The sequence below is a fragment of the Streptomyces sp. BR1 genome, from assembly GCF_052373795.1.
Classification (GTDB): domain Bacteria; phylum Actinomycetota; class Actinomycetes; order Streptomycetales; family Streptomycetaceae; genus Streptomyces.
This window is the reverse complement of record NZ_CM126252.1, coordinates 6,801,196-6,828,006: the sequence shown is the minus strand read 5'-3', so window position 1 is coordinate 6,828,006 and position 26,811 is coordinate 6,801,196. Positions and strand designations below refer to the sequence as shown.

Sequence of the window (26,811 nt, the reverse complement as noted above, 5' to 3'; positions counted from 1 at the left end):
ACATCCAGGATCTTGGGTGGCGTCCATCACCCGAGCGATAGGGTCCGTTTATGAGGAACTTCCGTTCCCTCGTCACCGCCCAGCTGGCCCGTATCTATCTTGCGCGAGTCCGCCGAAGGGGCGGCGGTGGTTCCGGTGAGACTCTGCTTCCCGACTCGTTGTCGATGGCCTTACGGCGCGACGGGCTGGAGCCCGTCGCGGACTTGGACCGGGAGCGGGAGGACGCGCCGGTGGTCAGGGCGGCGCGGTGGTTCGGGGTGAGCGCCTGGCTGGTGACCGGGTATGACGAGGTGAAGGCGGTTCTCGCTGCGGCGGGTGCGGTCAGCAATGACTACTCGCGGCTGGTGGAGCGGGCCGGGCTCGACGCGGGGACTAATCCCGGTGGCCTGGGGTTCAGCGACCCGCCCGACCATACGAGGCTTCGGCGGCTGCTGACGCCGGAGTTCACCATGCGCAGGCTCGGACGGCTCGCCCCGCGGATCCAGGAGATCGTCGAGGGGCAACTCGACGCCATGGCTGAGCACACAGGGCCCGTTGACCTCATGCGGGCCTTCGCCCTGCCCGTACCCGCTCTGACGATTTGCGAACTGCTCGGAGTGCCGCACGCGAACAGCCCCGAGTTCCAGCGGTTGAGCGTGGCGCACTTCGATGTGTCCGGCGAACCGGACGACGTATTGCGTGCGGCGTCGACGTCCTTGTCCCATCTCATGCATCTCGTGCGGGAGCAGCGCGAGTCACCGGGTGACGGACTGCTCGGCACGCTGGTGCGCGAGCACGGCGACGAGATCAGCGACCGGGAACTCGCCGGACTGGCCGACGGCGTACTCACCGGCGGACTGGAGACGACAGCCAGCATGCTGGCCCTCGGCACCGTCGCCCTGCTCAGCAACCCCGTACACCTCCGGCTGAGCCAAGGCGAGGCGGGCGGACCTGAAGTCGACCGGCTGGTCGAGGAGTTGCTGCGCTATCTGTCGGTGGTGCAGGTCGCGTTCCCGCGATTCGTCCGCCACGACATCGACATCTGCGGAGTGACGATGAAGAAGGGGGATGTCGTGGTGTGCTCCCTCAGCGGTGCCAACCGCGATCATTCCCTCGGGTCGGGGGCCCAGGGGTTCGATCCGACTCGGCGCGCCTCCGCTCACCCTTCCCATCTGGCCTTCGGCCATGGCATCCACCGCTGCATCGGCGCCGAGCTGGCGCGGATGGAGCTGCGCATCGCCTATCCCGCGCTGCTACGCCGCTTCCCGGCCATGCGCCTCGCCATCGAGCCGCACGACATCCGGTTCCGGAAGCTGTCGATCGTCTACGGGGTCGAGGCCCTGCCCGTGTTTCTGCGCTGACGACCACGAGTCGGCTGCTTACATGCCCTTGCAGACATATAGCCCAGCAGGTATATTTGCTGCATGCACACCCCCGCAAGCGACGTCATCGAAGTGCTCGCCGAGCCCAACCGGCGACGCATCCTCAACCTCCTCAAGGACGGCGAGCGGCCGGTCGGCGAGCTGGTCGACGCACTGGGGCTGGCACAGCCGACCGTCTCCAAGCACCTGCGCACCCTCCGCGACGCCGGGCTCGTGGAGGTCAGGGTCGACGCGCAGCGGCGGCTGTACCGCATACACCCGGAACCGCTGGCCGCGCTCGACGCCTGGCTCGCCCCGTACCGAAAGCTGTGGAGCGCGAGTCTGGACCGGCTCGAACGCCATCTGGAAGAAGGAGCATCATGAACGACTCCATCACCCCGAACACAGAAGGCACCCCCGCCGACGGCACCCTGAGTACGGACGGAGCCCGCCCGGTCCTCCGGTTCGAGCGGGTCCTCGCCCAGCCACCCGAGGCGGTCTGGCGCGCGATCACCGATCGCGAGGAGCTCAAGGCGTGGTTCCCGTGCGATGTCATCGCCGACGCCTGGAAGCCGGGCGCCGCGATCAGCTTCCCGTTCGCGGGCGACGGGGCACCCACCCTCGCCGGGACCGTCCTCGAAGTCGACGAGCCCCGGCTCCTCGCCTACACCTGGGGCGAGGAGACCCTCCGCTTCGCCCTGACGCCCGAACCGGGCGGCCGCACCCGGCTGGTGTTCACCGACGAGCTGGATCCGGCGGCCGCCGCCCGTAACGCGGCCGGCTGGCAGGTCTGCCTCGCCCGGCTGACCGGCGAGACCTCCGCCGACGGCGCCTGGAAGGCCTTCTTCGACCGGTACGTCGCCGCGTTCGAGCCGGAGCTCGGCCCCCAGGAGGGCCCTCCGGCCGGGCACTGAGCAGCAGGTCAGGTGCGGACCCGTGCCCGCTCGGCGACCTGCACCTGAGCGGGAACCGACCGAGCCGCCTCACCTGCAGAAGGCCGTCGCCCCGCCATGCGGCAGCCGAGGCAGTCGGGGTGGCCATGCCGCGCGGCGGTGTCGCGGGTGCGCCAGTGACGGTCGGCCATCGGGCGCGTCCCGGTGGGCTTGCCCCAGCCCGTCAAGTGCAACACCCAACTGGCGAGCGGCCCGAGGGCGACGACCGACCAGCCCAGCCACAGCCCTGCCGCCGAGTCGCCCGCCAACCCCGCGCCGACGCCTACGGTTCCGGTGAGGACCAGGGCGGTGCCGGTCCAACCCGCGACCGTATGACCCATGTCGTGGTCGCCATGTGCACTCATGCCGCTCCTTTGATGTGATGGTTCCTGCCGCCGGCTGCCGCAGGGCAGAGCGGTGGCGCAGCGTTTTATCTCACGATCTAAGTAACTTAGATGCTAAGGAGTCAGTCGGTGGATGGCAAGCCGCGCCCGGACGCCACGTACGAGCAGGCGCTCTTCGCGATGGACCGCATGATCGCGCTCGCGAACTTCGGACAGCAGGACATCGCCGCGCGGCTCGGGCTCAACGTCACCGACCTCACCTGCCTCGGCTTCATCATCGAGGCCGCGATGGCCGGCAAGAACCTCACGGCCGGCGACCTCGCCGAACAGGGTCGCCTCACCACCGGTGCCGTGACCGGCGTACTGAACAGGCTGGAGAAGACCGGCTACGCCCGCCGCCAGGCCGACCCGAACGACCGGCGCCGGGTGCATGTGGTGATGGAGGAGACCGCGCAGGCGCGGGTGATGGCGGTCTACACACCGTTCTACGAGCGTCTCTGCACGCTGTTCGAGGACTACACCCCGGACGAGATCGCCGTGATGGCGGACTGGTTCACGCGGGCGAGGGCGGCGATGCAGGTGTCACTGGAGGAGATCCGCGAAAGCGGCGCAGCGAGCTGACTCAACGTCAACTGCTGCGCCGCGCTGGGCCGTTAGGGACTCGTCAGCTGATCGTCCAGTGCTGCGACGCCGCGTTCGTGTCGGCCTGCTGCGTCACGAGACCGCCGTCGGAAGTCGACGACGTCGTCACCAGCAGACCGCTGTGCACATTGGCGATCGTGTAGGCGCCGGAGCCGAGTCGCGTCACCTTCCAGTGCTGGTTGTCGGCGCCGGTGCAGGTCCACTGGATCACGGAAGTACCGGGTGCGGTGAAGCCGCCGTTGTCATCGGCGCACAGGTTCGCGTACGCGTTGACGAGGGTGTACGAGCCGTCGGGCTGCTGGGTGAAGTTCCAGTTCTGGTTCTGGCCGCCGTTCAGCGACCAGGTGACGAGCTGAACACCGGTGGCCTTCGACCAGTTGGGGTCGTCAAGAGCCTTACCGGAGACGGAGATCGTGTGCGTGCCGTTCAGGTTGCCGCCGCTCGTCCCGGACGCGGTGAAGGTCATCGTCTGCTCGGCGGCGGTCCGCGATCCACCGACGACGTTGCCGGTCGTGTTGGTCCAGCTCCGGTTCGGGGTGGTCTCGGCGAGCCGAGTCGTGTCCGATGACATACCGAGAACCAACCCGCTGTACCGGTTGACGAGCCGATACGTACCGCTCCGTACACCGATGGAGGACACGTTCGGCACGATGAACCACTGCTGCCCGACGGTGGCGCCACCGGATCCCGGCGCGGTGACGTACGGTTTGGTCGCCCACGCACGGTCGGCCGTCGAGCCTGAGTCGACACCGAGGAGCTGCCCGGTGGCGGTGTTGGTGATCCGGTACGAACCGTCGCCGTTGCCCGTGAAACTCCAGGTCTGCAAGGTCGAGCCGGTCGCGCTCGGCACCGATGCGGTTGCCGTACTGCCCGAAACCTGGGCGAGGACTCGGCCCGATCCGCTGCCGATGACGTAGGTCCGGCTCGGGTCGACGGGGGACGCGGCAGGCGCGGACGATCCCACCGTGATGTTGGCGTACTCGCCGTCGGAGTGGGCGCACGCGATGGAGCAGTACGAGCGGAACGTCTTGCCGATGATGGTCGAGTTGGTCCTGTTCGCACCGTCGACGAGCCAGCGGTACCAGGACCCGGAGGTGTAGCTGCCCGAGTCGCCGATCAGGGACCACTTCTGGGTGGAGAGGTCGTCGGTCACATAGAAGCGCTGCGGCGCCGTGCCGGAGACGACCTCGGGCTCGCCGATGTACAGGCCGAGGTGGGCGTCGTAGGCGATGTTCATGATGAACAGGTCTGATTTGGCGGGGAGTTGGCCCGCCGCGACCTGCTGGTCGACGGTCCCGCTGTTCGCGGGGTTGTAGTCGTGGGAGACCGGCGTGTAGCCCGTCGGATTGGCCGAGGTCGCCGGAACCATGTTGCTCTCCAGACCACCGACACCGGGCTGCGACCACGATCCGTCGTACCACTTCGACCAGGAGCCGGTCGCCATCTTCGACGAGATCGGCGCCCGTGCGACATGCGCAAGACCGCCGGTGCTGCCGCCGACGCCGCCCTTGGGGACGATCCGCGAGCCGTAGTAGACGTAGAAGTAGCCCGACGCCGGGTCGACGAAGAGCCGCTGGTCGCCGTCGCCGTAGTCGTACGTCTGGTTCGGGAAGGCCGACGAGTCGTTGCGGGACGTGCTGTACGGGGACGTGATCGCGTGGCCCAGGATGGTCCACACCTTGCCCTGGTTCTTCGACACCGCGTAGTCGATCGCGTCGTAGTGCAGCCCGTCGCCGAACGGCTGCGGGGTGAACTCGTTGTGCACCAGGCCGTACCAGTCCCCCGTGTCCGGGTCGACCCACACCCCCACCAGGTCGCAGAAGTTCTTCTGGGAGTAGCCCGAGCCCGACCCCGCCGACGTCGCCCCGACTCCGGTCGGGCTGTTGTTGCAGCGCCAGGTCGTGTCGTTGTTGCGGTCGCTGGAGTTGGCGGGGTTCACCGCGTTGCTGATCGCGCTCGACCGCTTGGCGTCGTCGAAGTCCGTGCCGGTGTAGAAGTCCCAGTACCGGGGCTCCGTGGAGCCATAGAGGGCGGCGGACTGCTGGAAGTAGAACGTGCCGTCCTTGTCGATGTACGAGGAGGCGGGTGTGTCGGTGGGATACGCGTACGGGCTGACCGAGCCGACCGAGATCGTGTAGGTCGCGGCTGGTACGGTCGCCGACGCCGGGGCCGCGAGGCCCGCGACGATCACCGAGACCGCTGCGGCCGTGGCCGCGAGCGCTCTTTTCACGCGATGAAGAGCCATGGTTGTCCTCCGAGTTCACCCCGAGCGGTCATTGCCCGATCCCACCGCTCGCGAGGAGCCGGAGTACATGTGTTTTCGTCATGGCGTCTTGGGTTTTCTTCACGGTCACCGCCGCCCCTCGGCTGCGCGTTTGTGCTCGTTCCAGCGGCATTGCCGTCATCTCTTGACATGAACGCGGCACTGCGCTGCACTTGTGCGCCGATCCCCTGCGGCCCTGACCTGGCTGGAGGCACGATGCCGCGTCCACCCTCGCACCCGGCACCACCGCACGCGAAGCGCCTGCTCAGATTGCTGATCGCCGCCGTCTGCACGGTGGCCGCCCTCGCCCTGCCCACCCTCTCCTCACCCGCCGTCGCCGCCGGCCCCGCGCACGCGGCCGCCCCGTCGGCGCCACAGACCGTTCCTGCGCTACGGCAGTGGGCGGCCACATCCGGTGCGTACACCTTCACCGCCACCAGCCGGATCGTCGTCGATCCCGCCTACTCAGCCCAACTGGGCGGTGAGGCAAGCACGTTGGCCGACGATCTGTCGGCGCTGACCGGACGTACCGTGGCCGTCGCCACGGGGACCGCGAGCACCGGCGACATCGCACTCACCCTCGGTGACAGCAGTCTGCCCGCCGAGGGCTATCGGATGACGGTGGGTCAGACTCTCGCCATCCAGGGCGGAACCGCCACCGGTGTCTTCTACGGGACCCGTACGGTCCTCCAACTGCTCCACCAGTCGGCTTCGGTACCGGCCGGGACGGCGGCGGACTGGCCGACCAAGCCCGAGCGCGGGCTCATGATCGACCAGGGGCGGAAGTTCTTCACGGTGTCCTGGGTGAAGCAGCACATCAAGGAGCTGGCCTACCTCAAGCTCAACTACTTCCACTTCCATCTCTCGGACACGTACGGCTTCCGGCTCGAAAGCTCCACCCACCCGGAGATCGTCTCCACCGACCACTACTCCAAGCAGGACATCGCCGACCTCGTCGCACTCGGGCGGAAATACCACGTCACCCTGGTCCCCGAGATCGACACCCCGGGCCATATGAACGCGATCCTGGCCGCACACCCCGAGCTCAAGCTCAAGAACAGCTCGGGCAGTGCCAGCGCCGACTTCATCGACCTCTCGCTGCCCGGCTCGTATACCCTGATCAAGGACCTGATCAACGAGTATCTGCCGCTGTTCCCCGCCACGTACTGGCACATCGGCGCGGACGAATACGTCACCGACTACAGCCAGTACCCCCAGCTGCTCAGCTACGCCCGCGCCCACTACGGCGCGAACGCCACCGCCAAGGACACCTACTACGGGTATGTGAACTGGGCCGACGCGTTGGTGCGGGCGGGCGGCAAGACCACCCGGATGTGGAACGACGGGATCAAGTCCGGCGACGGCACGATCACTCCAAACGCCGACATCGTGGTCGAGTACTGGTACAACTACGGCCTCACACCGGAGCAGTTGGCGGCGGCCGGGCACACCGTCGCCAATGAGTCCTGGACGCCCACCTACTACGTCCTCGGGGGCGCCAAACCCGACACCAAGTGGATGTACGAGACCTGGACCCCGGACCTCTTCCAGGGCGGCACCACCGTCGACGACCCGGCCAGGAACCCCGGTTCGCTGATCCATGTCTGGTGCGACAACCCCTCCGCCGAGACCGAGGACCAGATCGCCTCAGGCATCATGTATCCGCTGCGCGCCCTCGCCCAGCAGACCTGGGGGTCGCCGAAGCCGGTGAGCACCTACGCCGCCTTCACCCCGATCGTGGCCGCCGTCGGCCACAACCCCGCCTGGCCCGGGCTCGCCCAGCCGGGCAACCTCGCCCGCAACCGCCCGACCACCGCCTCCAGCACCGAGACGCCCAACTTCCCGGCCGCGCTGGCCACGGACGGCGATCCCGGCACCCGCTGGTCAAGCGCCTACAGCGACCCGCAGTGGCTCCAGGTCGACCTCGGCAGCACACAGAACATCGGGCGTGTGGTGCTGCGCTGGGAGACGGCGTACGGGAAGTCGTTCCAGATCCAGGTCTCCGACGACGCCGCCACTTGGCGCACCCTCTACTCCACCACCAGCGGCACCGGCGGGGTACAGGACCTCACCGGCCTGTCCGGCGCCGGGCGCTACATCCGCATGTACGGCACCCAGCGCGGCACGGGGTACGGCTATTCGCTGTACGAATTCGAGGTGTACGGCGGCCAGTTGAGCGGAACCAGGGCGCTCACGGCGGGTGGAAAGGCGCTCGACGACCCGGCGAGCTCCGCCTCGTCCGGCACCCAGCTGATCACCTGGACACCACACGGCGGCCCCAACCAGCAGTGGCAGCTGACCCTCGACTCGGACGGCAGCTACACCATGGTCAACGGCGCCTCGAAGCTGTGCGCGGACGTCGCGGACGGCTCCACCTCGGCCGGTGCGGCCGTCGTCCAGGCCACCTGCACGGGCGGCGACAGCCAGCGGTGGCAGATCAACGCGCTCGGCAACGGCGGCTACTCGGTGGCCGACAAGAAGAGCGGGCTGCTGCTGACCACCGCCTCCGGTACGGACGGGTCCCTCGTCACCCAGCAGCCTTCCAACGGCTCGGCGTTCCAGCAGTGGCAGATCGCCTGACCCTCGCTCATGACGGCCGGGCCGCTGCCTCTCGGTAGCGGCCCGGTGTCGTGCCGAACTCCCTGTTGAAGGCGTGGGAGAGCGCGTACGGGGTGCCGTAGCCGACGTGGTGGGCGATGGCGGACAGGGGGTCCGGGGTGTCGCGGAGCAGGGTGGCCGCGCGGGTCAGGCGCCACCAGGTGAGATAGGCCATCGGGGCCCTGCCGACCAGCGTGGTGAACCGGCGGGTCAGGGTGGAGCGGGAGACGCCCACCTCGGCGGCCAGCCGGTCGCTGGTCCAGGGCGCGGCCGGGTCCGTGTGGAGCGCCCGCAGCGCGGCGGCCGCCACAGGGTCGCCGAGGACGCCCGGCCAGGCCCCGGTCGTGCTCTCCTCCATCCAGGCCCGGATCATATAGACGAGCAGGAGGTCCAGCAGGCTGGGCACGGCGATGCACGCGCCGGGCCGCGCCGCGCCCACCTCGCCGCCCAACAGGTCGATGGCGGACCGGAGTTCGGGGTGGACGCCGACACGGTTGGGCAGATGGACGACCTGCGGCAGCTCCGCCATCAGCGGGTGGACGCGGTTGCGGTCGAGGCGGTACTTGCCGCAGAGCACCTGGACGTCACCACTGCCTGCCGGAGCCGCGTCCGTACCGTCGAGCCATCGCTCGAACGGTATCGCCCGCTCGACCGCCGCCGCGTCCACCGGTGAATCGGCGATCACATGCCCCGCGCCATGCGGCAGCAGCACCACGTCACCCGCCCCGAGTGTGACCGGCGGGCCACCGCCGTCGGGCAGCAGCCAGCAGGCGCCTTCCAGTACGACATGGAAACCGGCGCCGTCGTACGACGTGAGGCGGGTACACCATGTCCCGCTCACCCGCACCCTGTTGGAGGAGGGCTGTCCGATGCGTACAGCCGATATCGCGTCACTCACCACATCCACTCGGGCAGGGTATCGCCCGTCTCGCATGTGAGCCGGATGCGTATTCAGAAGACCCGGATGAGCATTGAGAGGGTCAGTCGACCCCTTCTAAGTTCATTTATATGAACCAAGAGAACGTGCAGAGCACCATGGTGGGGGACGTCGAAGTCATCCGGGTCGTCGAGTGGCAGGGGGCGTTCACGCCCGCCCGGGACTTCATCCCGGGGTCCGACGCCGAGGTGTGGAAGGCCAACGAGGACTGGCTGGCGCCGGATCACTGGGAGACCGAGACCGACCGGGCCACGGTCACCCTGCAGACCTGGGTGCTGCGCAGCGCCGGACGGACCATCGTGGTCGACACCGGTGTGGGCAACGGCCGCGAGCGTCCCGGCTCGCCCCGGTTCCACCACTGGCAGGGCGACTTCCTCGGCGGGCTCGCACGGGCGGGTGTGCGCCCGCAGGACGTCGACGTCGTGGTCAACACCCATGTGCACGGCGATCACATCGGCTGGAACACCCACTGGGCCGGGGACGACTGGGCGCCGACGTTCCCCAACGCCCAGTACCTCGTCCCGGCCGCCGACGACTTCCACTTCGGCCCGGACAACGCGTACGCGGGCGGCCTCAGGGTGGACGACCGGCTGATGTACGAGGACAGCATCGCGCCCGTCCACCGCGCCGGGCAGGTCGTGCTGTGGGACCGCGAGTACCGCATCGACCAGCACCTCACCCTGGAGTCCGCGCCCGGCCACACCCCCGGCTCGTCCGTGCTGCGGTTGGCGTCCGGGAGCGATCGGGCGGTGTTCGTGGGCGATCTGCTGCACAGCCCGGTGCAGATCCTCGAACCGTCCTGCAACAGCTGCTTCTGCATGGACGCGGACCAGGCGGTGGCCAGCCGCCGCCGGATCCTCGAACGGGCCGCCGACGAGCGGGAGTTGGTGGTTCCCGCGCACTTCGGCGGGGCGGGTGCCGTCGAAGTGCGGCGGGACGGCAGCCGGTTCGCCCTCGGACCGGCCGGTGTCACTCTGAGGCAGTGAGCTTCAGGCGGCGGCCGGGACGTCGGCCGCCGCCACAAGCAGCGTGCGACTCAGCCCGCCGCCAGCTCCTCGGCGATCGCCGCCGCGAAGGCGTCGACGTCGGCCTCGGTGGTGTCGTACGAGGTCATCCAGCGGACCTCGCCGATCTGCTCGTTCCAGGTGTAGAAGCGGAAGCGCTTCTGCAGGCGCTCGGTGACCGCGGGCGGCAGGATCGCGAAGATCTGGTTGGCCTGCACCGGGCGGGGGATCTCCAGGCCCGGCAGATCGCGGACCGCCTCGTACAGGCGCTGGGTCATCTCGTTGGAGCGCGCGGCCGAGCGCAGCCAGAGGTCACTGCCGAGCAGGGCCTCGAACTGCACCGACATGAAACGCATCTTCGAGCCGAGCTGCATGCTCGCCTTGCGTATGTGGGCCATGCCGCGTACCGCGTCCTCGTTGAGGACGATGACGGCCTCGCCGAAGAGCAGGCCGTTCTTGGTGCCGCCGTAGGAGAGGACGTCGACACCGGCGTCGGTGGTCATCTCGCGCAGGGACACACCGAGGGTGGCGGCGGCGTTGGCAAGGCGGGCGCCGTCCAGGTAGACGAGCATGCCGAGGCTGTGGGCGTGGTCGCAGATCGCACGGATCTCGTCCGGGGTGTAGCAGGTGCCGACCTCGGTGGACTGGGCGATGGAGACGACCTTGGGCTTGGCCCGGTGCTCGTCGTCGAAGCCCCAGGCCTGACGGTCGATCAGCTCAGGCGTCAGCTTGCCGTCCCAGGCGGGCACCGTGAGGAGCTTGATGCCGGCCATCTTCTCCGGCGCGCCGCACTCGTCGACGTGGATGTGGGCCGTCTCGGCGCACACCACGGCCTCCCAGCGGTCGAGCATGGCCGACAGCGCGACCACGTTGGCGCCGGTGCCGTTGAAGACCGGGAACGTCTGCGCGGTGGGGCCGAAGTGGTCGCGCATGACTTCCTGGAGGCGCTCGGTGTAGACGTCCCCGCCGTAGCTGACCTGGTGGCCGCCGTTGGCCTGGGCGATCGCCGCCAGCACCTCGGGGTGCACACCCGCGTAGTTGTCACTGGCGAAGCCGCGGGCATCCGGGTCGTGTCGTCGCTCTACGGTCATCGTGCTCACTCGTTTCGGTCGTACGGTGTGTCGATTGCGGGCCGGAGCCCGGTTCACAGCGCCACGGGCTCCATCCGGGCGCGGGCCTTCTCCAGGCCGCGCACCAGCGGCGGCCCGGCCAGGCCGAGCAGCGCGAACAGCACTGCCAGAACCACCCACCCGGTCGCCGCGGCGCCGACGATCAGCGAGGTCATCAGCCACGGCCCGGCGAACTGCTGGAGTCCGCGCCCCAGGGAGAACACCGCCTGGTACTCCCCCTGCCGGTCCGCCGGGGCGAGCCCGAAGGCGAGCCCCCAGCCCGCGGACGCCTGACACAGCTCGCCCAGGACCAGGACCAGCGCGCCGCCCAGCAGGGCCGCACTGTCCAGGAGACCGCCGTGCCCCGCGCTCAGCGCGAAGACCAGGCAGGACGCCCCCAGCGACCAGCCCGCCCAACGCAGCATACGTGCTGCTCCGGCGGGGGTCCGAGCGCCCTTGCTGACCATGACCTGGAAGAGCAGCACCAGGACGGTGTCGAGGATCAGCAGGCCCGAGACCATCAGCGCGGGCGCGTCGGTGCGGGTGACGATCCACAGCGGGAGGCCGACGGTGAGCAGCGGTTGGTACAGCTCCAGTGCCCCGCACACCAACGCGATCGCGACATAGCGCACGTCCCGTAGCGCGGAGCTGCGCAGCACGCCGGCCGCTTCCTCGCTCTGCGGAGCTTCCTCGGCGGCCCTGGGAGTGCCGCGCATCGTCAACAGGACGGCCACGGAGACGAGTTGGAGCGCCGCGTTGGTCAGGACGGTGGCGTACAGCACGGTCGAGGTGTCGGCCGCGATGGCCGCTCCGGCCAGCACCGCGCCGCCGAGGAATCCCAGATTGAAGAGGCTGCGCATCTGCGCGCTGACCCTCACGCGCTCCTCCTCGCCGACCAGCGCGTCGGTGAGCGAGGCCTGGAGGGCGCCCGCCGAGGTTTCGAGTACGGCGATGCCACAGGCGACCGCCAGGAACCCGGCGAAGTTGTCGACCGCGCAGTACGCGGTGAAGCCGACGGCGGCGAGCAGGAAGTTGGCGGTCAGTACCCGGCCCGCGCCGAGCCGGTCGGCGAGGCGGCCGATCGGCACGGTGCAGAGCAGCCCGCACAGCCCGGCCACCGACAGGGCCAGGCCCACGCGCTGGGCGGAGATGCCGATGGTCTGCGTGAAGAACACCGCGCTGGAGGTGAGGAACACCCCGAGCCCGAGCGACTGGATCAGGGTGAGCACCCCGAGCCTGCGCGCGTTGCCGGCGGCCGGAAGGGTCTCCTGGAGCCAGCCGCGCAGCACGGGGCCGATGCGGTGTGCGTCAGCCATGCGACGGCTCGGTGCGCAGCCCGTACACGTTCATCACCGCGAGCACGGCCCGGCGCACGTCGGCGGCGCTGTCGCCCCGCAGACGGAAGATGCCGCTGCCGTCGTCGTAACTGCCCGGGCCGGTCATGTGCTGCCCGATCGCGGGCAGCTCCTCGTGGTAGACCTCCGGGACGCTCGCGCGGGGCGAGGTGCGGTGGGTGACCGTGCTGGGCAGCTCGCGCGGGGCGGGGTAGATCAGCCACCCTCCCCCGGCCGGTGCCGTGCCGTTGGCCCGCCACAGCGGGGGCAGGCCGATGGCCGCGCGGAACGCCTCGGCGAACAGGTCGATGCCGTAGAGGTCGACGTGCAGGAACGGCACCTGGGCGCCGCCGGGCCGCATTCCGACCTCCAGGAACACCAGCTCGCCGTTGGCGCGGCGGATCGCCTCCAGGTGGAAGGCGCCGTCGCTGAGACCGAGGGCCCGCAGACAGCCGTCGGCGAAAGCGGTGAGCCCGTCGCGCTCCGGCCCCTCGTCGAGGAGGACCGATCCCAGCGGCAGGCCGTGGGCGTAGTCGAGGCAGGTGTTGACGTATTGGGAGGCGCTGACGAAGTGGAGGGCGCCTTCGCGGTAGACGCCGTCGACGTGGAAGATCTCTCCTTCCACGTACTCCTCGCATTCGTACGCCACGGGGTCGACGCCGTGCAGTGCTTCGCGCAGCGCCTCCATCGTGCCGACGACGGTGACGCCTTCGGAGCCCGCCGCGGCGCGCGGCTTGAGGACCAGCGGCAGACCGCCCAGCTCCTCGGCCACCGTCTCGGCGCTCGGCGCGTCGTCGAGGTGGCGGAAGCGGGGCACGCGTATCCCGGCCTCGCCGACCACGCTCTTCATGGCGGGCTTGTCCTTGAACCGGCGTACGAGATCGAGGCCGTAGCCACCCGCGACGCCGAGCTCCGCAGAGAGGCGGGCGGCCGTGAAGATGTCGTACTCGGACTGGCCGAAGACGGCGTCCGGGATGCCGTGCCAGACCGCGATCTCGCGCAGCACGGGCAGCACGTCGTCGTAGGCGAGGCTGTCGAGCACCCGGATCTCCAGGGCGCTCTCCTTGTCGAGCGCGGGCAGCCCGCCAGGGGTGGTGAGGTACACCATCCGGCAGGGGGTGCCGTCGAGGAAGCGGTGGTACTCGCCGAACTCGTCGCCGGAGCGGTTGAGGACGACGTACAGCGGAAGCGGCTCGTTGCCGTACAGGGGAAGGGTCTGGTCGCTCACGCGTCCGCTCCCGGTCGCAGGGTGTCGGGCAGGCAGGCGTCGAGGTCGGCGGCGCTCACCCGGGTGAAGCCGGGGGCGGGCAGGGTCCGGTCGGCCGGGGTCGGGGCGAGGAAGGCGGCCGCGCGCGGCTCGCCGGTGCCGCCGAGCGCCTGCCAGATCTGCTCGGCGAGGTCCGGCATCGCCGGGAACGCGAGCAGGGACAGGCCCTTGAGCCACCAGTACGCGCCGTCCTCGGCCGCGTGCGCCACCGCGTCGTCGGCGCACCAGCGGTCCAGGGCCGTGACCGCGCGGCGGGTGGAGACCCGGGTGGCGTCCAGGGCGGCGGACTGCTCGGCGAGCAGCGATTCGAGGAGTTCGACCGTGGCCGTGGCGGGTGCGTGCGGCGGGCCGTCGGGGAGCCTGCCCCAGGCGGCGGCGATCCGCTTGCCGAGGTCGTCGGCGAGCGTCGCGTTGGCCGTGGTCAGGAAGTCCGCCGTCTCGAAGCTCGCCGGTGCGGACTCCAGGTCGGCCCCGGCGAGGAAGTACCGTACGGCGTCCACCGCGATGGCCGGCGACGCGGCGACATCGGCGGCCCAGATGGCGTGCCGGGCGCTGGTGGAGAACTTGCGGCCGGCCAGTTGGTAGAAGTGGTTGATCAGGCACCGGTCGTACGGCTTCATGTCGCCGTGCAGCAGGCTGGTGCCGACGATCGAGACCAGCGTGGGGATCACGTTGTCGATGCCCAGCGTGGTGATGGTGGTGACCCCGGATTCGGGGTCGAAGGCGTTCACCCCGGTGCCGGAGAGCTGTCCGTGGACGGCTCCGGCGAGCCGCGCGAACATGAAGATCCCGGCGTACGGGAAGAGGGCGTGCGGGACGTCCGCCTCGGGGGCGGGCAGCGGCACGCCCCACTTCTGCGGGGCGCTGAGCCGTACGGTCAGGCCGTCGCGCTCCAGGAACCGCGCCACGGTCTCCCGGTAGCGGTCGGCGATGTCCAGCTCGGCGAGAGTGGCGTCGAGGACATCGCGCTCGGGCACCCGCAGGAACAGGCTGGAGATCTCCCGCCAGGTCAGCGGGCCCTCATCGAGCAGCGGGCGCGGCTCGACGACCGACTCGGGCAGGAAGTGCGCGCTGCACTCCTCGCAGAAGTAACTGGCCACACCCGCACCGCACTCGGGGCAGCGCCCCTGGAGCCAGCCGCCCACGACCCAGCGGTCCGACGCCTCGCAGTACGGCACGCGCTCGGTGCGGGTCAGCACCGCGCCCCGGTCCTTCAGCCGCGCGATGGAGGTGGCGACCTCCTGCTCGAACAGGTCGCGCCACGGCTCCTGGTCGGGGCTGATGAAGGCGTCGACACCGATGCGCAGGGCGGCCAGGTCGTCCTGGATGCGGCGGCCGTAGCGGGCGGCGACCTCGGTGGGCGTCGAGTCCTCGGCGTGCGCCCTGAGCGTCACGTACGACTCGTACACATCGCTGCCGGTGATCACGAGCGGCAGGTCGCCGCGGACGCGCAGATGCCGCGCGATCATGTCCGACCACAGGAAGGGGCCGCCGATGTGGCCCAGGTGCAGCGGGCCGTTGGGGGTGGCCTCCGGCGGCACCAGGAGGTAGTGCTGGGGGACGTGCGCGTCCCCCGTCAGCAGCAGGCTCATATCCGCGTTCTCCTGTAGAGCAGGTCCAGTGCGTCCTCGGCCATGGCCGGGGCGAGTCGGTAGCCGGAGCCCGAGCCGCCGATCGCCATCACCACGTCGTCGTCGCCGACGGTGTCGACGACGGGAAGGCGGCCGGGGGTGAAGCAGTCGCCGAGGACGCGCCCGCCGAGCAGGTGCGGGACGAATCCCGGTACGTGCCGCTCCAGCAGGGTGACGGCGAGGTCCCGGTCGCGGGCGTCGATGGCGAGCGGTTCGTCGGGGCCCCGGTCCCAGTCGGGCGAGGTGATGCTGAAGATCCAGTGGCCGCCGGGGTGGTGGGGCAGCAGGAAGGCGTCGGCGTCCTCGAAGATCAGCGCGGGGGCGTGCGGCGGGGGCGTCGCCATGATGTGGAACGCCACCACCTTCTTCACCCGGGCGCCCCGCTCACGAGCGGCGTCCGCCACCGGGCCGTCAAGGGCCCAGGGACCGGGCGCGACGACGGCCTTGTCGGTCGTGACCCGGCTGCCGTCGGTGGCGACCAGCTCGATGTGTCCACCTGTACGACCGATGGAGGCGACCCGGAATCCTTCGAGGAGGGTGTTTCCGGGGGTGCTCAGCACCTCGTCAAGCAGGTGGTCCGCGAGGAGTTGGGGCTGCCCGGCCGTCATGGGGGCGGAGGCGAGCAGCACCTCGTCGCCGCCGTGGGCGAGCCCGGGGAACGCCTCCTCCAGCATGCGCCGCTGCTGCGGCTCCACGGAGGAGGTCGTGCCGCCGTCGGCCATCGTCGCGTCGAGCGCCGCGATGTTGTCGCGGCCCAACAGCCAGTAGACATCGACTGGTTGGCGCCCGGCGTCCGGCAGGTCCGTCAGCTCGGTGGCGAGCTTGTCGAACAGTGCGGTGCTGCGGGCGGCCAGCTCGCGTTGGGCGGGGTTGTGTCCGGTGGGTGTGTCGAACCCGGCGGACAGGCGGGTGGCGCCCGTCCCGCGCGCCGCGTGGGTGATCACGAGGACGCGCCTGGCGGGATCCTGGCGTACGGCGTAGTACGCGGTGAGGGCGCCCACCACGCCCGCGCCGACGACGGCCAGGTCGTAGTGGGAAGCCACACCGGCACCGCTCGTGGTGTCAGGCATCGGGGGCCGACCACCAGAAGGAGAAGATGACCAGTTCCTCGCCCTGGTCGGCGAAGACCTCGTGCTGCACCTGCGAGGGCCAGCCGACCACCGAGCCGGGGCCGACGACCGACCGCTCGCCGTCCACCACCAGCGTGCCGGATCCGGCGTGCATCACCCAGATCTCCTGCACATCGTGCTGGTCCGGCGAGCTGGTGCCGCCGGGCGGCACCGTGAAGCGGGCCATCTTGAACGGCACGGACGGGAAGCACGAGCGGGCGAAGTCCGCCTCGGCGACGGTGACCCCGTCCGGCTCGATGTCGGTGGGCAGGAAGGGCACGGCGGCCATGGGCACCCCGGACGCAGCCTGCTGCTGACGGGCCGTCATACCTGGTACCTCGTCTCACCGAGCATGCTGTTGAGGATGACCGCGCTGCGCCACGCCAGCAGACTCAGGTTGGGGTCGGCGACGCCCCAGGCGTGCCGGGCGCCGTTCTGGATGTAGATGCGGTTCCCGTCCGGCCCGTCCCAGTCGAGGGAGAAGTCGTCGCGGACGGAGAGCAGCCCGTCGGTGCGCCGCAGCCGGGGTGCGAGCCTCTCCATGAAGTCGGGGAGCTCATAGGCGTATCCGGTGCACAGGATGACGATGTCGGCGGCGAGCATGGCGGGTGCGTCGAGGCCGGAGGACTCCGTGTGGAGCTTGAACTCGTCCGGGCCGCCCTCCAGGGCGGTGACCGCGCAGTCCGGCAGGAACCGCAGTCGGCCGGGGTTGTTCTCCAGGTACTCGTCGCGGTAGCTCAACCGGTAGATGTCCTGGAGGACTTGGAGGTCGATGCCGTCGCTGGTGTACTTCTGCCGCTCCAGGAGGCGGGCCTTGCGCTCGGCGGGCAGCGCGTGGAAGTGGCGGACATACTCCGGGGAGTAGAGGTCGTTGGCGAACGGCGAGTCGTCCATCGGCTGGAACGAGGTGCGCCGGCTGGCCCAGGTGATGCTCTCCGGGGCGGCGTCGGTGGCGAGGTGGCGCACGATCTCCGCCCCGCTCTGCCCACCGCCGACCACGACGACCCGCTTGCCGCTCACATCGGGCGCCCGCAGCAGGAACTCCCCGGAGTGGAACACCGAGGGCCCCAGGAACGGCCGGAACGTCTCGGGGATGGAGGGCGTCAGACCCGTACCGAGTACGAGATGACGAGCCGTCACCTCGCTGTCACCCGTGCGGACTTGGAAGGCGCCATCGTGGAAGTCCACGCTCTGCACGTCCGCGCCGAACGTCAGGCTGGGCAGCCGGTCGGCGACCCACTGGAGGTACTGGTTGAACTCCGCGCGCAGCACGGCCGGGAAGTCCGCCGCGAGGAACCGGTAGAGCCGTCCCTCGGTCGCCAGGAACGACAGGAAGGAGAACGGGCTGGTGGGATCGACGAGGGTCACCAGGTCCTTGAGCAGCGAGACCTGGAGGGTGGCCTCGGGCAGCAGCAGACCGGGGTGCCAGGAGAAGGTCTCCCGGCGCTCCAGATGGGCGCCCCGCAGGCCGTCGACGGGGTGCGCGAGGGCGGCCAGGCTCATGTTGGCGGGCCCGACGCCGACGGCGGCGTAGTCAAGTATGTGTGCGTTCATGGTCCGGTCCCCGAGGGTCAGTTGGGGACGACGAGGTCGCCCAGTGCCTGCCAGCGCTCCAGCGCGCCCTGCGGCGAGTCCGCCGTGAACAGGGCGTGGCCAAGCCGCGAGCGGCAGTCCTCGACGCCGGGGATGGTCTCGCCGGGCGCGAAGTACACCGAGGTCTCGGCGACTTCGGGCAGCGCCGCCATCTCCTGCCAGCCGGTCAGTTCGCGGTACGAGGAGCGGCCCTCGGCGGCGAAGAACCGGATGCCGGCGCTCTTGGCCTCGGGCTCGGTGAAGACTCCGGCCTCCTCGAAGCCGATGCCGAGACCTGCGGCGATGGCCACCTTGGGCAGGCTCACGCCGGTGACCAGGCGCAGCAGTTCCACGATCCGGTCGCCGGGCAGCCGGGCACCGATCTCGATGAGGACCGGCCCGTCGGCGGCGATCCGCAGCTCGCAGTGGAACGGGCCACCGGTGACGCCGACGGCGCGGACGACATCACCCACGTACACCTCGACGGCCGCGAGCGTCTCGTCGTCGACCAGGGCCGGGGTGAGGTGGCCCATCTCCATGAAGTCGGGCTCGGGGCCGAGCAGAGTGCGGGTGAGCGCGACGACCTTCACCTCGCCGCTGTCCAGGACGTAGCCGTCGGCGCTGAACTCGGGCCCCTGGACGTACTCCTCGACGAGCACCCGGTGCTCGTGCAGCTGGCCCATGTCCGGGACGGGGTCGGTGACCAGGCGGTGGAAGGCGGCGGCGAGCTGCTCCGTGCCGTCGGCCCGGCTGACGTGGATGCTGCCGGAGCAGGCCACCGGCTTCATCACACAGGGGAAGCCGACATGCTCGGCGGCCGTACGGAGTTCGTCGTCGGTGGTGGCCTGGGCGAACCGGGGCGTACGCAGCCCGGCTTCGGCCACGGCGGCACGCATGACGCTCTTGTCCCGGACGCGGTCGACGCTCTCCACCGGCAGACCCGGCAGGCCGAGAGCCGCGGCGACGCGCGCGGTGGCCGAGACATAGATGTCGGAGCCCGGCAGAACCGCCTCGAACGGCTCCTGCTGGTGCAGTGCGAGCACGGCGGCTTCCAGCACCGACTGGTCGTTGGTCTCCACCGTGAGGACCGACTCCGCCGCGCCACGCACGGCGTCGGAGAGCCGACGGTCACCGGAGTCGGCGGAGGCGACGACCACCCGCAGGCCCATCTCGGCGGCGACGCCGATGAGGGTCGCACCTCCGGAGGAAGCGGGTTCGACCACGACGACGCGCGCGGGACGGAGTGAATCTATGCGTGGCAAGGCGAAATCTCTCGGGTCAGAGGTGAGTCGGGCCGGCCTTGTGGGCTGAACAGGCCCGGAGAGCCGGGTGTTTCCCCGGCAGGACGGGCATCGGAGCCGCTGGTGTGACTCGCCTTGATCTTTCTATCCGGGACGCTTGATCTCGGTCAATGGCTGGCGGGAAGAATGTCCGCACCATGCGATGTGAACCGCACAACTTCCCGCGTGCGGTCTGTTTTTGGGCGATTTCATACGGTGAGTGGGGGTGCGGGGCGGGTCGTACGGCATGCGCGGGTGACTCCGCTCTCCGGCTGAACGGCCTGAACATGACTGTGCTCCGGCGCCTGTTCTGTCGGCGTCGGAGCACAGTGGATGGGTCTGCCCAGTCAGGTCGGTCAGCGCACGGTGACGTTGAAGACGGGCGAGGCGGTGCTGCCGCTGACGATGCGCAGGTTGTTCTTGCCCTTCAGGCCGAGCTTGACGCCCAGCGAGTAGGAACCGTTGTGCGCGACGGGCACGGAGGCGGGCAGGGTGACCCACTTGGCACCCTGCTTCTGCTGCAGGGCCACCTTGGTGCCCGCCTTGAGGCCGGTCGTCGCACCGGTGACCCGGAACAGCTGCCACGCCTTGACCGAGGTCACCGACGGCTTCGCGCTGATGGTGGCCTTGACTGCCGGCGCCTTCTGCGCGACGGACGCGGTGGGGGCGGCCGGGGCGGCGGCCATCGCGGCGGTGCCCGCCAGGGCGACGGAGGCGGCGCTGATGACACCGACGGCGGCGATACGGAGGGAGTGGCGCTTGGTGACGGTCATGGATGTCCCTTTCCAAAGCACAGTTCTCAATTGGCCGCCATGGCACGATATTTACCCTTGGCGCCCTTCTCACCTGAAAAGACGATCCATCACACGAATGCGTTGTAGGCGCAATTGTCACTGTCTTGCAACAGCCACCGACCCCTCACGACTCGACCGGCACTCCGGACCGGACGGGCCCCGTGACGTCACCCGGTTACCGCGACGCAGCACTCTGGCCACTCCTGGCGCTGCTTCCCGCCTCCCTCGCGCCCTATGGTGAACCGTCATTTGCGTCCGCCCAGAGGGGAACTGATGGTGCGTAGGACCAGATTCATCCGGCACGCCGCCGTGGCCGCGGCGGCTCTCCTGCTCTCCGCCGGGCTCGCCCCGGCCGCCTCCGCCGACGGCGTCACGACCGGGCCGGACCCGGTCGCGGTGCAGCTCGACGCGTACTGGACCGCGGCCCGTATGGCGGCCGCACTGCCCGGCGACGCTGGCAAGGGCGCCGTGGCCGGGCCGTCCACCCGGGCCGCCACCCCCAAGGTGGACGGGCCCCGGCCCGGCGAGTACATCCCGCCCAGCCACAGCTTCGACGGCATGCCCCAGGCGGGCACGTTCTTCTGGACCGACGCCACCAATACGGGACGCACGTGCAGCGGCTCGGTGGTGCGCAGCCCGGATCACGACCTGGTGCTCAGCGCCGGGCACTGCCTGGCGGGCTACTCCGGCACCTCCCCCAAGCGCCATCTGGCCTTCGTGCCGCAGTACCACGACGGGCTCAAGCCGTTCGGCATCTTCCCGATCAAGACCAACGGCGTCTATGTCTCGCAGGAGTACTACGACCTGGGCGAGCACGCGGGCGCGGAGTACGACTTCGGGTTCGCCGTCACCGAGCCCAACCAGGACGGGACACTCCTCCAGGACGCGGTCGGCGGAGTGAAGCTGCTGACGGACACCGGCTACTTCCACGCCCCCGTACGCATGATCGGGTATCCGGGAGGGGCGCAGAAGCCGCTCGAATGCTGGAGCTGGACCACCAAATGGGCCAGTGACGACCCGGCCGACCCGGGCACCTTCCCGCGTATCGCCTGCGACGCGTTCGTGGGCGGGACCAGCGGCGGGCCGATGCTGGTGCCGACCTTCGACGGCTGGGGCGTCATCGGGGTCATCGGCGGCTACCACACCGGCGGCAACACCCCTCAGATCTCCTACAGCGCCTACTTCGGCGACGCGACCCTCGACCTGTACCGCGACGCGATCAGCGGTGAGCCGCCGGCGGGCCCGGCCGCGTGAGCAGCGGCCGTCACGGCGAGTGAGGGTTCAAGATGCGGCCGTACTCCCCGGCTGATTCGCTGGCTCTGCCCGCTCTCCCCCAGATCCGAGGAGTGATCATGAGCGTTGCCGGAGAATCCCGCGAACGAGCTCAGCAGATGCGCGACAAGGCGCAGCAGCTCAACGACGCGGCGGAACGTGCCACCGACCCGGAGCAGCGCAAGCGCCTCCAGGAGAAGGCCCGCCGCATCGAGCAGCAGAGCCAGCGGGAGAGCGGCACGGGGCCCGAGAACATCGACCCCATGTAACAGGCTGTACTCGACCGAGCCGGGGGTGTCCGGCTGGGTCGGCTTCGTGCCCTCGCGCACGTCACGCGCGCGAGGGCACCGGCGCGCCGGAGGCCATGGCCGGCGAGCCGTCCGAGCGCGCCTCACGCGCGCGTGGACGTCGGCCGCCCTCTGGCGATCAGCTCCCGCCCTCACGCACACTGAGTCCCGGCCAACACCCTTGAGGGGGAACCGAGATGGGGCACAGGCGGGACGGCAACGGCGAAGTGGGCGGCGACTACTCCAGCCCCGGAGACCCGGGCAACCCCGTCCCCGACGACCACAGCCACGACGACACCGGCGACGACGCACCCGACGACGAGGACTAGGGCCACTCCGGCGGCGATGATGGACGCGGCCACACTGCGCGCCCGGTGCGCGGCGAAGATAGCGGCCCGGAAAGTCGGTCACTTCCAGGACCGCCCCTGGCTGTACGAGGCGTTTCTGACCGTCCCACGGGAACACTTCGTCCCCGATGTGGTCTGGTGGCCGGTCCAGGACGACACCGGACTCTTTCCCGTCCTCGACCGTACCGCCGCCCCCGACCCATGGCTGAAAGCCGTCTACGACCCCCGCACACCCCTCATCACTCAGATCGCCGACGGAGCCGTACGCCCCGAGGACGGGCCCACCGACCGCGCCGACTTCACCAGCTCCATCTCGTGCGCGGCCGTCGTGGTCGACATGCTCCACCACCTCGACCCGCAGGAACCGGACAGGGTCCTGGAGATAGGCACCGGCACCGGCTACAGCGCGGCGCTGCTGTCCCACCGGGTCCGCGCCGACCAGGTGGTCACCGTGGAGATCAGCCCCGAACTCGCCGACCACGCCGACCGCAAGCTCCATGACATGGGCGTGCGCCCGCTGGTCGTCACGGGCGACGGCGAGCAGGGCTGGGCCGCGCGCGCCCCGTACGACCGCGTCCTGTCCACCGTCGCGGTCCGCCGCGTCCCCCAGGCGTGGCTCGACCAGACGACGGCGGGCGGAACCATCCTCACGCCGCTGGACACCCCGTTCGGCCACGAGGCCCTGTTACGGCTCGTCACCGACGGGAAGGGTGGCGCCGAGGGGAACCTCGTCACAGGCGTCTCGTTCATGAAGACCCGCGCCCAACGCCCCCCTCGCCCGTACGCCGAACTGGGCTGGCCCACCTGGACCGAGTACCGCGTCACCGTCCGCGACGGCACCCAGCGGATCTGGGCGCCGCGCGAGTGACGAGGGCGCCTTTGCCCTTCAGAGCGAGGGTCGGGCTCAACCCGAGACGCTGGTCCGGCCGTTCTCGATGTGGCCCATCAGACGTCGGCGGAAGCCGCCCGAGCGGTCGGCGGTGATCTCCAGGTCGTACCAGCCGTGCGCGTCCGCGGCCGAGTGCGCGATCGTCCGCGTGCGGCCCTGCTTGACGGTGATCGTACGGGTCCAGTCGCGCAGGTCGGACTCGTCGGCGTAGCCGAGGGGGCGGACCGAGAAGGCCACCGTGGTGGTGCCGGTGTTGCGCAGGGTGAGGTGGAGGTCGCGGTGGTCGGGGTCCACATGCGAGGTCACCTCCGGACCCCTCGCCGTCGCGGTGCCCTGGAACTCCCGCCGGAAGCCGTTGGGGCCGGTGACGGTGAAGTGGTATGCGGCATCGGCGAGTTGGGCCGTCGGCACGCTCCACTCGCCCTTGCCACGGACGTCCTTGTGCTGGGGTGCGGTGAACTCCTTGGCGTATGGGTACAGCGCGAAGTGGGCGCTAGCGCGGCCGGTGTTGGCCAGCTCCACCTTCAGGCTGCCGTCCGCCACGCGCGCGTAGGCGTCGGGCTGGTACGGCAGCGGACGTGCGGGACGCGTGCCCTCCTCCTGGACGGGCATGTGCTGCACGGCCGGGGGCAGCGGGCGCCAGCGGTCGCTCATCGGCGGGATCGGGCCCGGGTGCGTCACCTCGGGGCGGTGCCGGGTGCGGGAGAAGTCGAACGCCGAGGTCAGATCGCCGGTGACGGTGCGCCGCCACTGGCTGATGTTGAGCTCGCGCACCCCCGTCCACCTCTCCAGGAAGCGGATCACCGAGGTGTGGTCGAAGACCTCGGAGCAGACGTAACCGCCGACGCTCCACGGCGAGATCACGAGCATCGGCACGCGCGCGCCGAGGCCCGTCGGCTTGCCGTCCCACTGCTCCTCGGTGACCTCGGGCGGGGCCACCGGCGGCGGGACGTGGTCGAAGAAGCCGTCGTTCTCGTCGTAGTTGAGCAGGACGACGGTGTGCCGCCAGACGTCCGGGTTGCGGCCGAGCGCGTCGAGGACCTTGTAGACGATCGTTGCACTGTGCACCGGCGACGAGACGCTGGGGTGCTCGGAGTCGAGCGCGGAGGGCACCAGGTAGGAGACCTCGGGAAGGGTGCCGGCCGCCACGTCCTTCGCGAAGGACTCGGCGAGCGTGCCGGTCGGCAGCCGTCGCAGTCCGCGCTCGAACAGGCTGCGCTCGGCCTTGGTCAGCGTGGCGACGCCCTGCTCCAGGAGGCCGAGCAGGCGCGTGCGTTCGGCGTTGTCAGTGGTGCCGCGTACAACGGAGTAGAAGGACTCCATGTACGTGTGTCCGCCGGTCTTGGCGAGGGCCTTGCGGGCGATGGCTTTGAAGGTGGTGAAGAACTCGATCTGGTTGTCGGTGAAGTTCTCCCATTCCGTGTACGTCTTCCAGCTGTGCCCGGCCGTCTCCAGCCGCTCGGCGTACGTGCCCCAGCCGTATCCGGCGTGCGTGCCCTCGTCGTAGGCGTCGTTGCCGACGGCCCGCTTGCCGTTGGCCTCGAACCCCGTCTTACCGCTCCAGAGGTGGTTGCGGTTGGGGCTGGTCGAGGAGTGGATGGAGGAGTGGTAGGCGTCGCAGACGGTGAAGGTGTCCGCGAGCTCGTAGTGCAGCGGGATGTCCTGGCGGTCGTAGTACGCCATGGTGGCCGAGGTCTTGGCGGAGACCCAGTTGTCCATCCAGCCGCCGTTCCACGCCTTGGCGCCGCCGCTCCAGGAGTGGTCGAGGGCGCCTATGTACTGCAGGTCCTTCTTCTGCGCGGCGGCGGCGCCGCGTACGGGGAAGGGCAGCACGGTGGTGCCCAGCGGTCCCGGCTGCTCGAACACGGGCTTGCCGCCGGGCAGTTGGAGCGCGTTGCGGTCACCGAAGCCGCGCACTCCGCGCAGGGTGCCGAAGTAGTGGTCGAACGAACGGTTCTCCTGCATCAGGATCACGACGTGCTTGACCGCCCGGAGCCCGCCGGACGCCGGTTCGGCGGCCATCGCGGCCTGGAGCGACGGCGGGAGCAGTGAGCCGCCGACGGCGGCCGCCCCGAGTGCGCCGCCGCCGAGGGCGAACAGGCGCCGCCGCGAAATACCGGTGCCCGCGCCGTCCGTGCCGTCTGCGATGTCCGTGGTCAAGGGGTCCTCCTGGGCCGTACGTGGTGAGGTGCTACGACCGTGACGCTACTGACATGCGATGTCCAGGAGAAGACCGGGTTCCGGATTGCTGGTGAACGTCCACAGGTCCGTGCCGGAAGTCCAAGGCCTGCCCGGACGCCGGATCCGGGGCAGTGTCAGACCCCCCAACTACGCTTCCCTCCATGACTGAATTCGTACTTGTGGCAGGCGCTTGGCTCGGGTCCGGCGCATGGGACGACGTGGTGCCGGGGCTGCGCGCGGCCGGTCATGGCGTGCATCCGCTGACGCTGTCGGGTCTCGCCGAGAAGCAGGGCGTGCCGGCCGGGCAGCGGACGCATGTGCGGGACATCGTCGACGAGATCGAGCGTCTCGATCTGCGCGACGTCGTCCTGGTCGGGCACAGCTACTCGGGCATCCCCGTCGGTCAGGCCGCCGAGCGGATCGGCGACCGACTGGCCCGGGTGGTGTTCGTCGACTCCAACGTGCCGACCGACGGCGAGTCGTTCGTGTCCCGCTGGCCCGAGTGGCGCGCGGTCCTTGAGGCGTCGATCGCCGAGAACGGGGGCTTCTGGCCGCCGCTGCCCGCGGCCGAGTTCGAGGGCCACGGTCTCGACGAGAAGCAGATCGCCCGGATCCTGGACGGTGCGACGCCGCACCCCGGCGACTCGCTGACCGAACCGGCGGTGCTGACCCGCCCGCTGGGCGAGCTTCCGGCGACGTATGTGAAGTGCCTGCTCGACGGCGCCGAACCGACCGATGACGTGGCCCAGTTGCTGACCAGCGACAACTGGCGGCTGGTCACGCTGGACACGGGTCACTGGCCCATGTTCTCCCAGCCGCGCGAGCTGACCGCGATCCTTCTGGAGGCGGCGGCCGCTCCCGCGATATGAGCTCGTGGCTCCACAGCCCGGGTCACAGGCTCCGCGCGATCGTGCTGATCACCTCGTCCAGCGCGATGGCCTCCAGGCCCGTGCCTGCCCGGGAGGGGACGAACAAGGTCTTGTCCCAGGTCTCGGCCATGTCACGCCACGGCTCGGCTTCGGGGGCGAACACGAGCAGACGCTTGGCGGACTGGTCCATGACGGCACCGTCGTGGCCGGGACGGCCCCACTGCCCGTGCAGCTCGTCCAGACTGCGCGGGTACACGTCACCGTCGTAACCGGGCACGGGCACCAGCCCCGAGGCCGGCCCGGCGTCGCCCTCGCCCCGGCGCCGCCCCAGCCACGACCGTGTGCGCGCCGCGATCGGGGCCTTCTGCCAGCCGGGGGTGTGCTTGCCCAGCGGGTGGGCCGAGGCGTCGGTGAACATCACGATGATGTGCCGCTCGGCGCCGCCGCGCTCCTCCCCTGACCACGGCGACTGAACGGCCAGGGCCAGCGCCTCCAGACCCGACTCGGGAGCGTCGCCGCCACCGGTCGCCTTCAGAGCGTTCACGAAGTCCTTGAACTCCTTGACCTGCTGCGGGAGTTCGAGGAACGGGGTGCGCTCGATGGAGCGGTCGCCGTCCGAACCGAAGTCACGGAAGGCGATCACCCGCAGCCGGAGCCGCCCCATGGCCATATCCCGCTTGACCATCACCGACTCCAGCCGCTGATGAAAGGAGAGCGCCCCCTTCTTCACCTTCTCCAGCACCGGGCCCATGCTGCCGGTCACATCGATGCACAGCACGATGTCGACGCCACAGCCGTCACTCACACCGG

Annotated in this window: 25 protein-coding genes; 11 read left to right on the top strand and 14 right to left on the bottom strand. The window is 70.1% G+C overall.

Features of this window, described 5'->3' with window-relative positions:
• The first annotated feature begins 50 nt into the window (after positions 1-50).
• From ACT1U9_RS30030 to ACT1U9_RS30020, 3 genes are all read left to right on the top strand, one after another.
• The gene (locus tag ACT1U9_RS30030; RefSeq protein ID WP_444535760.1) at positions 51-1,340 is read left to right on the top strand and encodes a cytochrome P450; all 1,290 of its coding nucleotides are present in this window, start codon (positions 51-53) and stop codon (positions 1,338-1,340) included.
• A gap of 63 nt (positions 1,341-1,403) precedes the next feature.
• A complete protein-coding gene (locus ACT1U9_RS30025; protein WP_444535759.1) occupies positions 1,404-1,724 on the top strand; it encodes an ArsR/SmtB family transcription factor in 321 nt (106 codons plus the stop codon).
• The gene (locus ACT1U9_RS30020) at positions 1,721-2,254 is read left to right on the top strand and encodes an SRPBCC domain-containing protein (protein ID WP_444535758.1); all 534 of its coding nucleotides are present in this window, start codon (positions 1,721-1,723) and stop codon (positions 2,252-2,254) included. Before ACT1U9_RS30025 ends, ACT1U9_RS30020 begins: the two co-directional genes overlap by 4 nt.
• 8 nt (positions 2,255-2,262) lie before the next feature.
• Here ACT1U9_RS30020 and ACT1U9_RS30015 read toward each other — a convergent pair whose 3' ends face one another.
• Positions 2,263-2,637, bottom strand: coding sequence for an HGxxPAAW family protein (locus tag ACT1U9_RS30015; RefSeq protein ID WP_444535757.1), 375 nt, complete (start codon positions 2,635-2,637; stop codon positions 2,263-2,265).
• Between the two features lie 108 nt (positions 2,638-2,745).
• Between ACT1U9_RS30015 and ACT1U9_RS30010 the strand changes: the two genes are divergently transcribed.
• Complete coding sequence (locus ACT1U9_RS30010) at positions 2,746-3,237, top strand: MarR family winged helix-turn-helix transcriptional regulator (protein ID WP_444535756.1); 492 nt, start codon at positions 2,746-2,748, stop codon at positions 3,235-3,237.
• Between the two features lie 43 nt (positions 3,238-3,280).
• Here the strand turns inward: ACT1U9_RS30010 and ACT1U9_RS30005 are convergent, their stop codons facing one another.
• Entirely contained in the window at positions 3,281-5,503 is a 2,223-nt protein-coding gene (locus ACT1U9_RS30005; RefSeq protein ID WP_444535755.1) for an RICIN domain-containing protein, read from the bottom strand.
• A 234-nt stretch (positions 5,504-5,737) separates the two neighbouring features.
• Between ACT1U9_RS30005 and ACT1U9_RS30000 the strand changes: the two genes are divergently transcribed.
• The gene (locus tag ACT1U9_RS30000; protein WP_444535754.1) at positions 5,738-8,101 is read left to right on the top strand and encodes a family 20 glycosylhydrolase; all 2,364 of its coding nucleotides are present in this window, start codon (positions 5,738-5,740) and stop codon (positions 8,099-8,101) included.
• A 7-nt stretch (positions 8,102-8,108) separates the two neighbouring features.
• Here ACT1U9_RS30000 and ACT1U9_RS29995 read toward each other — a convergent pair whose 3' ends face one another.
• Positions 8,109-9,026, bottom strand: a complete 918-nt coding sequence (locus ACT1U9_RS29995; RefSeq protein ID WP_444535753.1) for an AraC family transcriptional regulator — start codon at positions 9,024-9,026, stop codon at positions 8,109-8,111.
• Between the two features lie 101 nt (positions 9,027-9,127).
• Between ACT1U9_RS29995 and ACT1U9_RS29990 the strand changes: the two genes are divergently transcribed.
• The gene (locus ACT1U9_RS29990) at positions 9,128-10,042 is read left to right on the top strand and encodes an MBL fold metallo-hydrolase (protein WP_444535752.1); all 915 of its coding nucleotides are present in this window, start codon (positions 9,128-9,130) and stop codon (positions 10,040-10,042) included.
• A 50-nt stretch (positions 10,043-10,092) separates the two neighbouring features.
• Here the strand turns inward: ACT1U9_RS29990 and ACT1U9_RS29985 are convergent, their stop codons facing one another.
• The 9 genes from ACT1U9_RS29985 to ACT1U9_RS29945 form a co-directional block, all read right to left on the bottom strand.
• On the bottom strand, positions 10,093-11,151 hold the full coding sequence (locus ACT1U9_RS29985; protein ID WP_444535751.1) for a threonine aldolase family protein: 1,059 nt from the start codon (positions 11,149-11,151) through the stop codon (positions 10,093-10,095).
• Between the two features lie 53 nt (positions 11,152-11,204).
• Complete coding sequence (locus ACT1U9_RS29980; RefSeq protein WP_444535750.1) at positions 11,205-12,485, bottom strand: MFS transporter; 1,281 nt, start codon at positions 12,483-12,485, stop codon at positions 11,205-11,207.
• Positions 12,478-13,731 carry an ATP-grasp domain-containing protein gene (locus ACT1U9_RS29975; RefSeq protein WP_444535749.1) on the bottom strand — a complete coding sequence of 418 codons (1,254 nt, stop codon included), beginning with the start codon at positions 13,729-13,731 and terminating at the stop codon, positions 12,478-12,480. Before ACT1U9_RS29975 ends, ACT1U9_RS29980 begins: the two co-directional genes overlap by 8 nt.
• Positions 13,728-15,362: a class I tRNA ligase family protein gene (locus ACT1U9_RS29970; RefSeq protein ID WP_444535748.1), complete on the bottom strand. Its 1,635-nt coding sequence runs from the start codon at positions 15,360-15,362 to the stop codon at positions 13,728-13,730. Before ACT1U9_RS29970 ends, ACT1U9_RS29975 begins: the two co-directional genes overlap by 4 nt.
• Entirely contained in the window at positions 15,359-16,471 is a 1,113-nt protein-coding gene (locus ACT1U9_RS29965; RefSeq protein WP_444535747.1) for an FAD-dependent oxidoreductase, read from the bottom strand. The genes ACT1U9_RS29970 and ACT1U9_RS29965 overlap by 4 nt, the downstream gene beginning before the upstream one ends.
• On the bottom strand, positions 16,464-16,838 hold the full coding sequence (locus tag ACT1U9_RS29960; protein ID WP_444535746.1) for a cupin domain-containing protein: 375 nt from the start codon (positions 16,836-16,838) through the stop codon (positions 16,464-16,466). The genes ACT1U9_RS29965 and ACT1U9_RS29960 overlap by 8 nt, the downstream gene beginning before the upstream one ends.
• Positions 16,835-18,064, bottom strand: a complete 1,230-nt coding sequence (locus tag ACT1U9_RS29955; RefSeq protein WP_444535745.1) for a lysine N(6)-hydroxylase/L-ornithine N(5)-oxygenase family protein — start codon at positions 18,062-18,064, stop codon at positions 16,835-16,837. The genes ACT1U9_RS29960 and ACT1U9_RS29955 overlap by 4 nt, the downstream gene beginning before the upstream one ends.
• A gap of 17 nt (positions 18,065-18,081) precedes the next feature.
• Positions 18,082-19,305: an ATP-grasp domain-containing protein gene (locus ACT1U9_RS29950; protein WP_444535744.1), complete on the bottom strand. Its 1,224-nt coding sequence runs from the start codon at positions 19,303-19,305 to the stop codon at positions 18,082-18,084.
• Positions 19,306-19,718: 413 nt separating this feature from the next.
• Positions 19,719-20,135 carry a hypothetical protein gene (locus ACT1U9_RS29945; RefSeq protein WP_444535743.1) on the bottom strand — a complete coding sequence of 139 codons (417 nt, stop codon included), beginning with the start codon at positions 20,133-20,135 and terminating at the stop codon, positions 19,719-19,721.
• 294 nt (positions 20,136-20,429) lie between these two features.
• Between ACT1U9_RS29945 and ACT1U9_RS29940 the strand changes: the two genes are divergently transcribed.
• The 4 genes from ACT1U9_RS29940 to ACT1U9_RS29925 all read left to right on the top strand — a co-directional run bounded on the left by ACT1U9_RS29940 (position 20,430) and on the right by ACT1U9_RS29925 (position 22,930).
• Positions 20,430-21,410 (top strand): trypsin-like serine peptidase, encoded by a 981-nt coding sequence (locus tag ACT1U9_RS29940; protein ID WP_444535742.1) that lies wholly within the window; start codon positions 20,430-20,432, stop codon positions 21,408-21,410.
• 98 nt (positions 21,411-21,508) lie between these two features.
• Complete coding sequence (locus ACT1U9_RS29935) at positions 21,509-21,697, top strand: DUF6381 family protein (RefSeq protein ID WP_444535741.1); 189 nt, start codon at positions 21,509-21,511, stop codon at positions 21,695-21,697.
• 215 nt (positions 21,698-21,912) lie between these two features.
• Entirely contained in the window at positions 21,913-22,044 is a 132-nt protein-coding gene (locus ACT1U9_RS29930; RefSeq protein WP_444535740.1) for a hypothetical protein, read from the top strand.
• A gap of 16 nt (positions 22,045-22,060) precedes the next feature.
• Positions 22,061-22,930, top strand: coding sequence for a methyltransferase domain-containing protein (locus tag ACT1U9_RS29925; RefSeq protein WP_444535739.1), 870 nt, complete (start codon positions 22,061-22,063; stop codon positions 22,928-22,930).
• A gap of 36 nt (positions 22,931-22,966) precedes the next feature.
• On the opposite strand, the gene ACT1U9_RS29920 is transcribed toward ACT1U9_RS29925, so the two are convergent.
• The gene (locus ACT1U9_RS29920) at positions 22,967-25,066 is read right to left on the bottom strand and encodes a phosphocholine-specific phospholipase C (RefSeq protein WP_444539289.1); all 2,100 of its coding nucleotides are present in this window, start codon (positions 25,064-25,066) and stop codon (positions 22,967-22,969) included.
• 227 nt (positions 25,067-25,293) lie between these two features.
• On the opposite strand from ACT1U9_RS29920, the gene ACT1U9_RS29915 reads away from it, so the two are divergent.
• The gene (locus ACT1U9_RS29915; protein WP_444535738.1) at positions 25,294-26,001 is read left to right on the top strand and encodes an alpha/beta fold hydrolase; all 708 of its coding nucleotides are present in this window, start codon (positions 25,294-25,296) and stop codon (positions 25,999-26,001) included.
• Between the two features lie 22 nt (positions 26,002-26,023).
• Here ACT1U9_RS29915 and ACT1U9_RS29910 read toward each other — a convergent pair whose 3' ends face one another.
• Positions 26,024-26,806: a vWA domain-containing protein gene (locus ACT1U9_RS29910; protein ID WP_444535737.1), complete on the bottom strand. Its 783-nt coding sequence runs from the start codon at positions 26,804-26,806 to the stop codon at positions 26,024-26,026.
• Positions 26,807-26,811: the final 5 nt, after the last annotated feature.

Bases quoted from the DNA above. Each gene is read 5' to 3' on its own strand.
- ACT1U9_RS29935 (WP_444535741.1), top strand. From the start codon at position 21,509: ATGAGCGTTGCCGGAGAATCCCGCGAACGAGCTCAGCAGATGCGCGAC.
- ACT1U9_RS29990 (WP_444535752.1), top strand. From the start codon at position 9,128: ATGAACCAAGAGAACGTGCAGAGCACCATGGTGGGGGACGTCGAAGTC.
- ACT1U9_RS29925 (WP_444535739.1), top strand. From the start codon at position 22,061: ATGATGGACGCGGCCACACTGCGCGCCCGGTGCGCGGCGAAGATAGCG.
- ACT1U9_RS30005 (WP_444535755.1), bottom strand. From the start codon at position 5,503: ATGGCTCTTCATCGCGTGAAAAGAGCGCTCGCGGCCACGGCCGCAGCG.
- ACT1U9_RS29985 (WP_444535751.1), bottom strand. From the start codon at position 11,151: ATGACCGTAGAGCGACGACACGACCCGGATGCCCGCGGCTTCGCCAGT.
- ACT1U9_RS29945 (WP_444535743.1), bottom strand. From the start codon at position 20,135: ATGACCGTCACCAAGCGCCACTCCCTCCGTATCGCCGCCGTCGGTGTC.
- ACT1U9_RS30030 (WP_444535760.1), top strand. From the start codon at position 51: ATGAGGAACTTCCGTTCCCTCGTCACCGCCCAGCTGGCCCGTATCTAT.
- ACT1U9_RS30000 (WP_444535754.1), top strand. From the start codon at position 5,738: ATGCCGCGTCCACCCTCGCACCCGGCACCACCGCACGCGAAGCGCCTG.
- ACT1U9_RS29915 (WP_444535738.1), top strand. From the start codon at position 25,294: ATGACTGAATTCGTACTTGTGGCAGGCGCTTGGCTCGGGTCCGGCGCA.
- ACT1U9_RS29960 (WP_444535746.1), bottom strand. From the start codon at position 16,838: ATGACGGCCCGTCAGCAGCAGGCTGCGTCCGGGGTGCCCATGGCCGCC.
- ACT1U9_RS29965 (WP_444535747.1), bottom strand. From the start codon at position 16,471: ATGCCTGACACCACGAGCGGTGCCGGTGTGGCTTCCCACTACGACCTG.
- ACT1U9_RS29980 (WP_444535750.1), bottom strand. From the start codon at position 12,485: ATGGCTGACGCACACCGCATCGGCCCCGTGCTGCGCGGCTGGCTCCAG.
- ACT1U9_RS30025 (WP_444535759.1), top strand. From the start codon at position 1,404: ATGCACACCCCCGCAAGCGACGTCATCGAAGTGCTCGCCGAGCCCAAC.
- ACT1U9_RS29940 (WP_444535742.1), top strand. From the start codon at position 20,430: ATGGTGCGTAGGACCAGATTCATCCGGCACGCCGCCGTGGCCGCGGCG.
- ACT1U9_RS29930 (WP_444535740.1), top strand. From the start codon at position 21,913: ATGGGGCACAGGCGGGACGGCAACGGCGAAGTGGGCGGCGACTACTCC.
- ACT1U9_RS30015 (WP_444535757.1), bottom strand. From the start codon at position 2,637: ATGAGTGCACATGGCGACCACGACATGGGTCATACGGTCGCGGGTTGG.
- ACT1U9_RS29970 (WP_444535748.1), bottom strand. From the start codon at position 15,362: ATGAGCCTGCTGCTGACGGGGGACGCGCACGTCCCCCAGCACTACCTC.
- ACT1U9_RS29955 (WP_444535745.1), bottom strand. From the start codon at position 18,064: ATGAACGCACACATACTTGACTACGCCGCCGTCGGCGTCGGGCCCGCC.
- ACT1U9_RS30020 (WP_444535758.1), top strand. From the start codon at position 1,721: ATGAACGACTCCATCACCCCGAACACAGAAGGCACCCCCGCCGACGGC.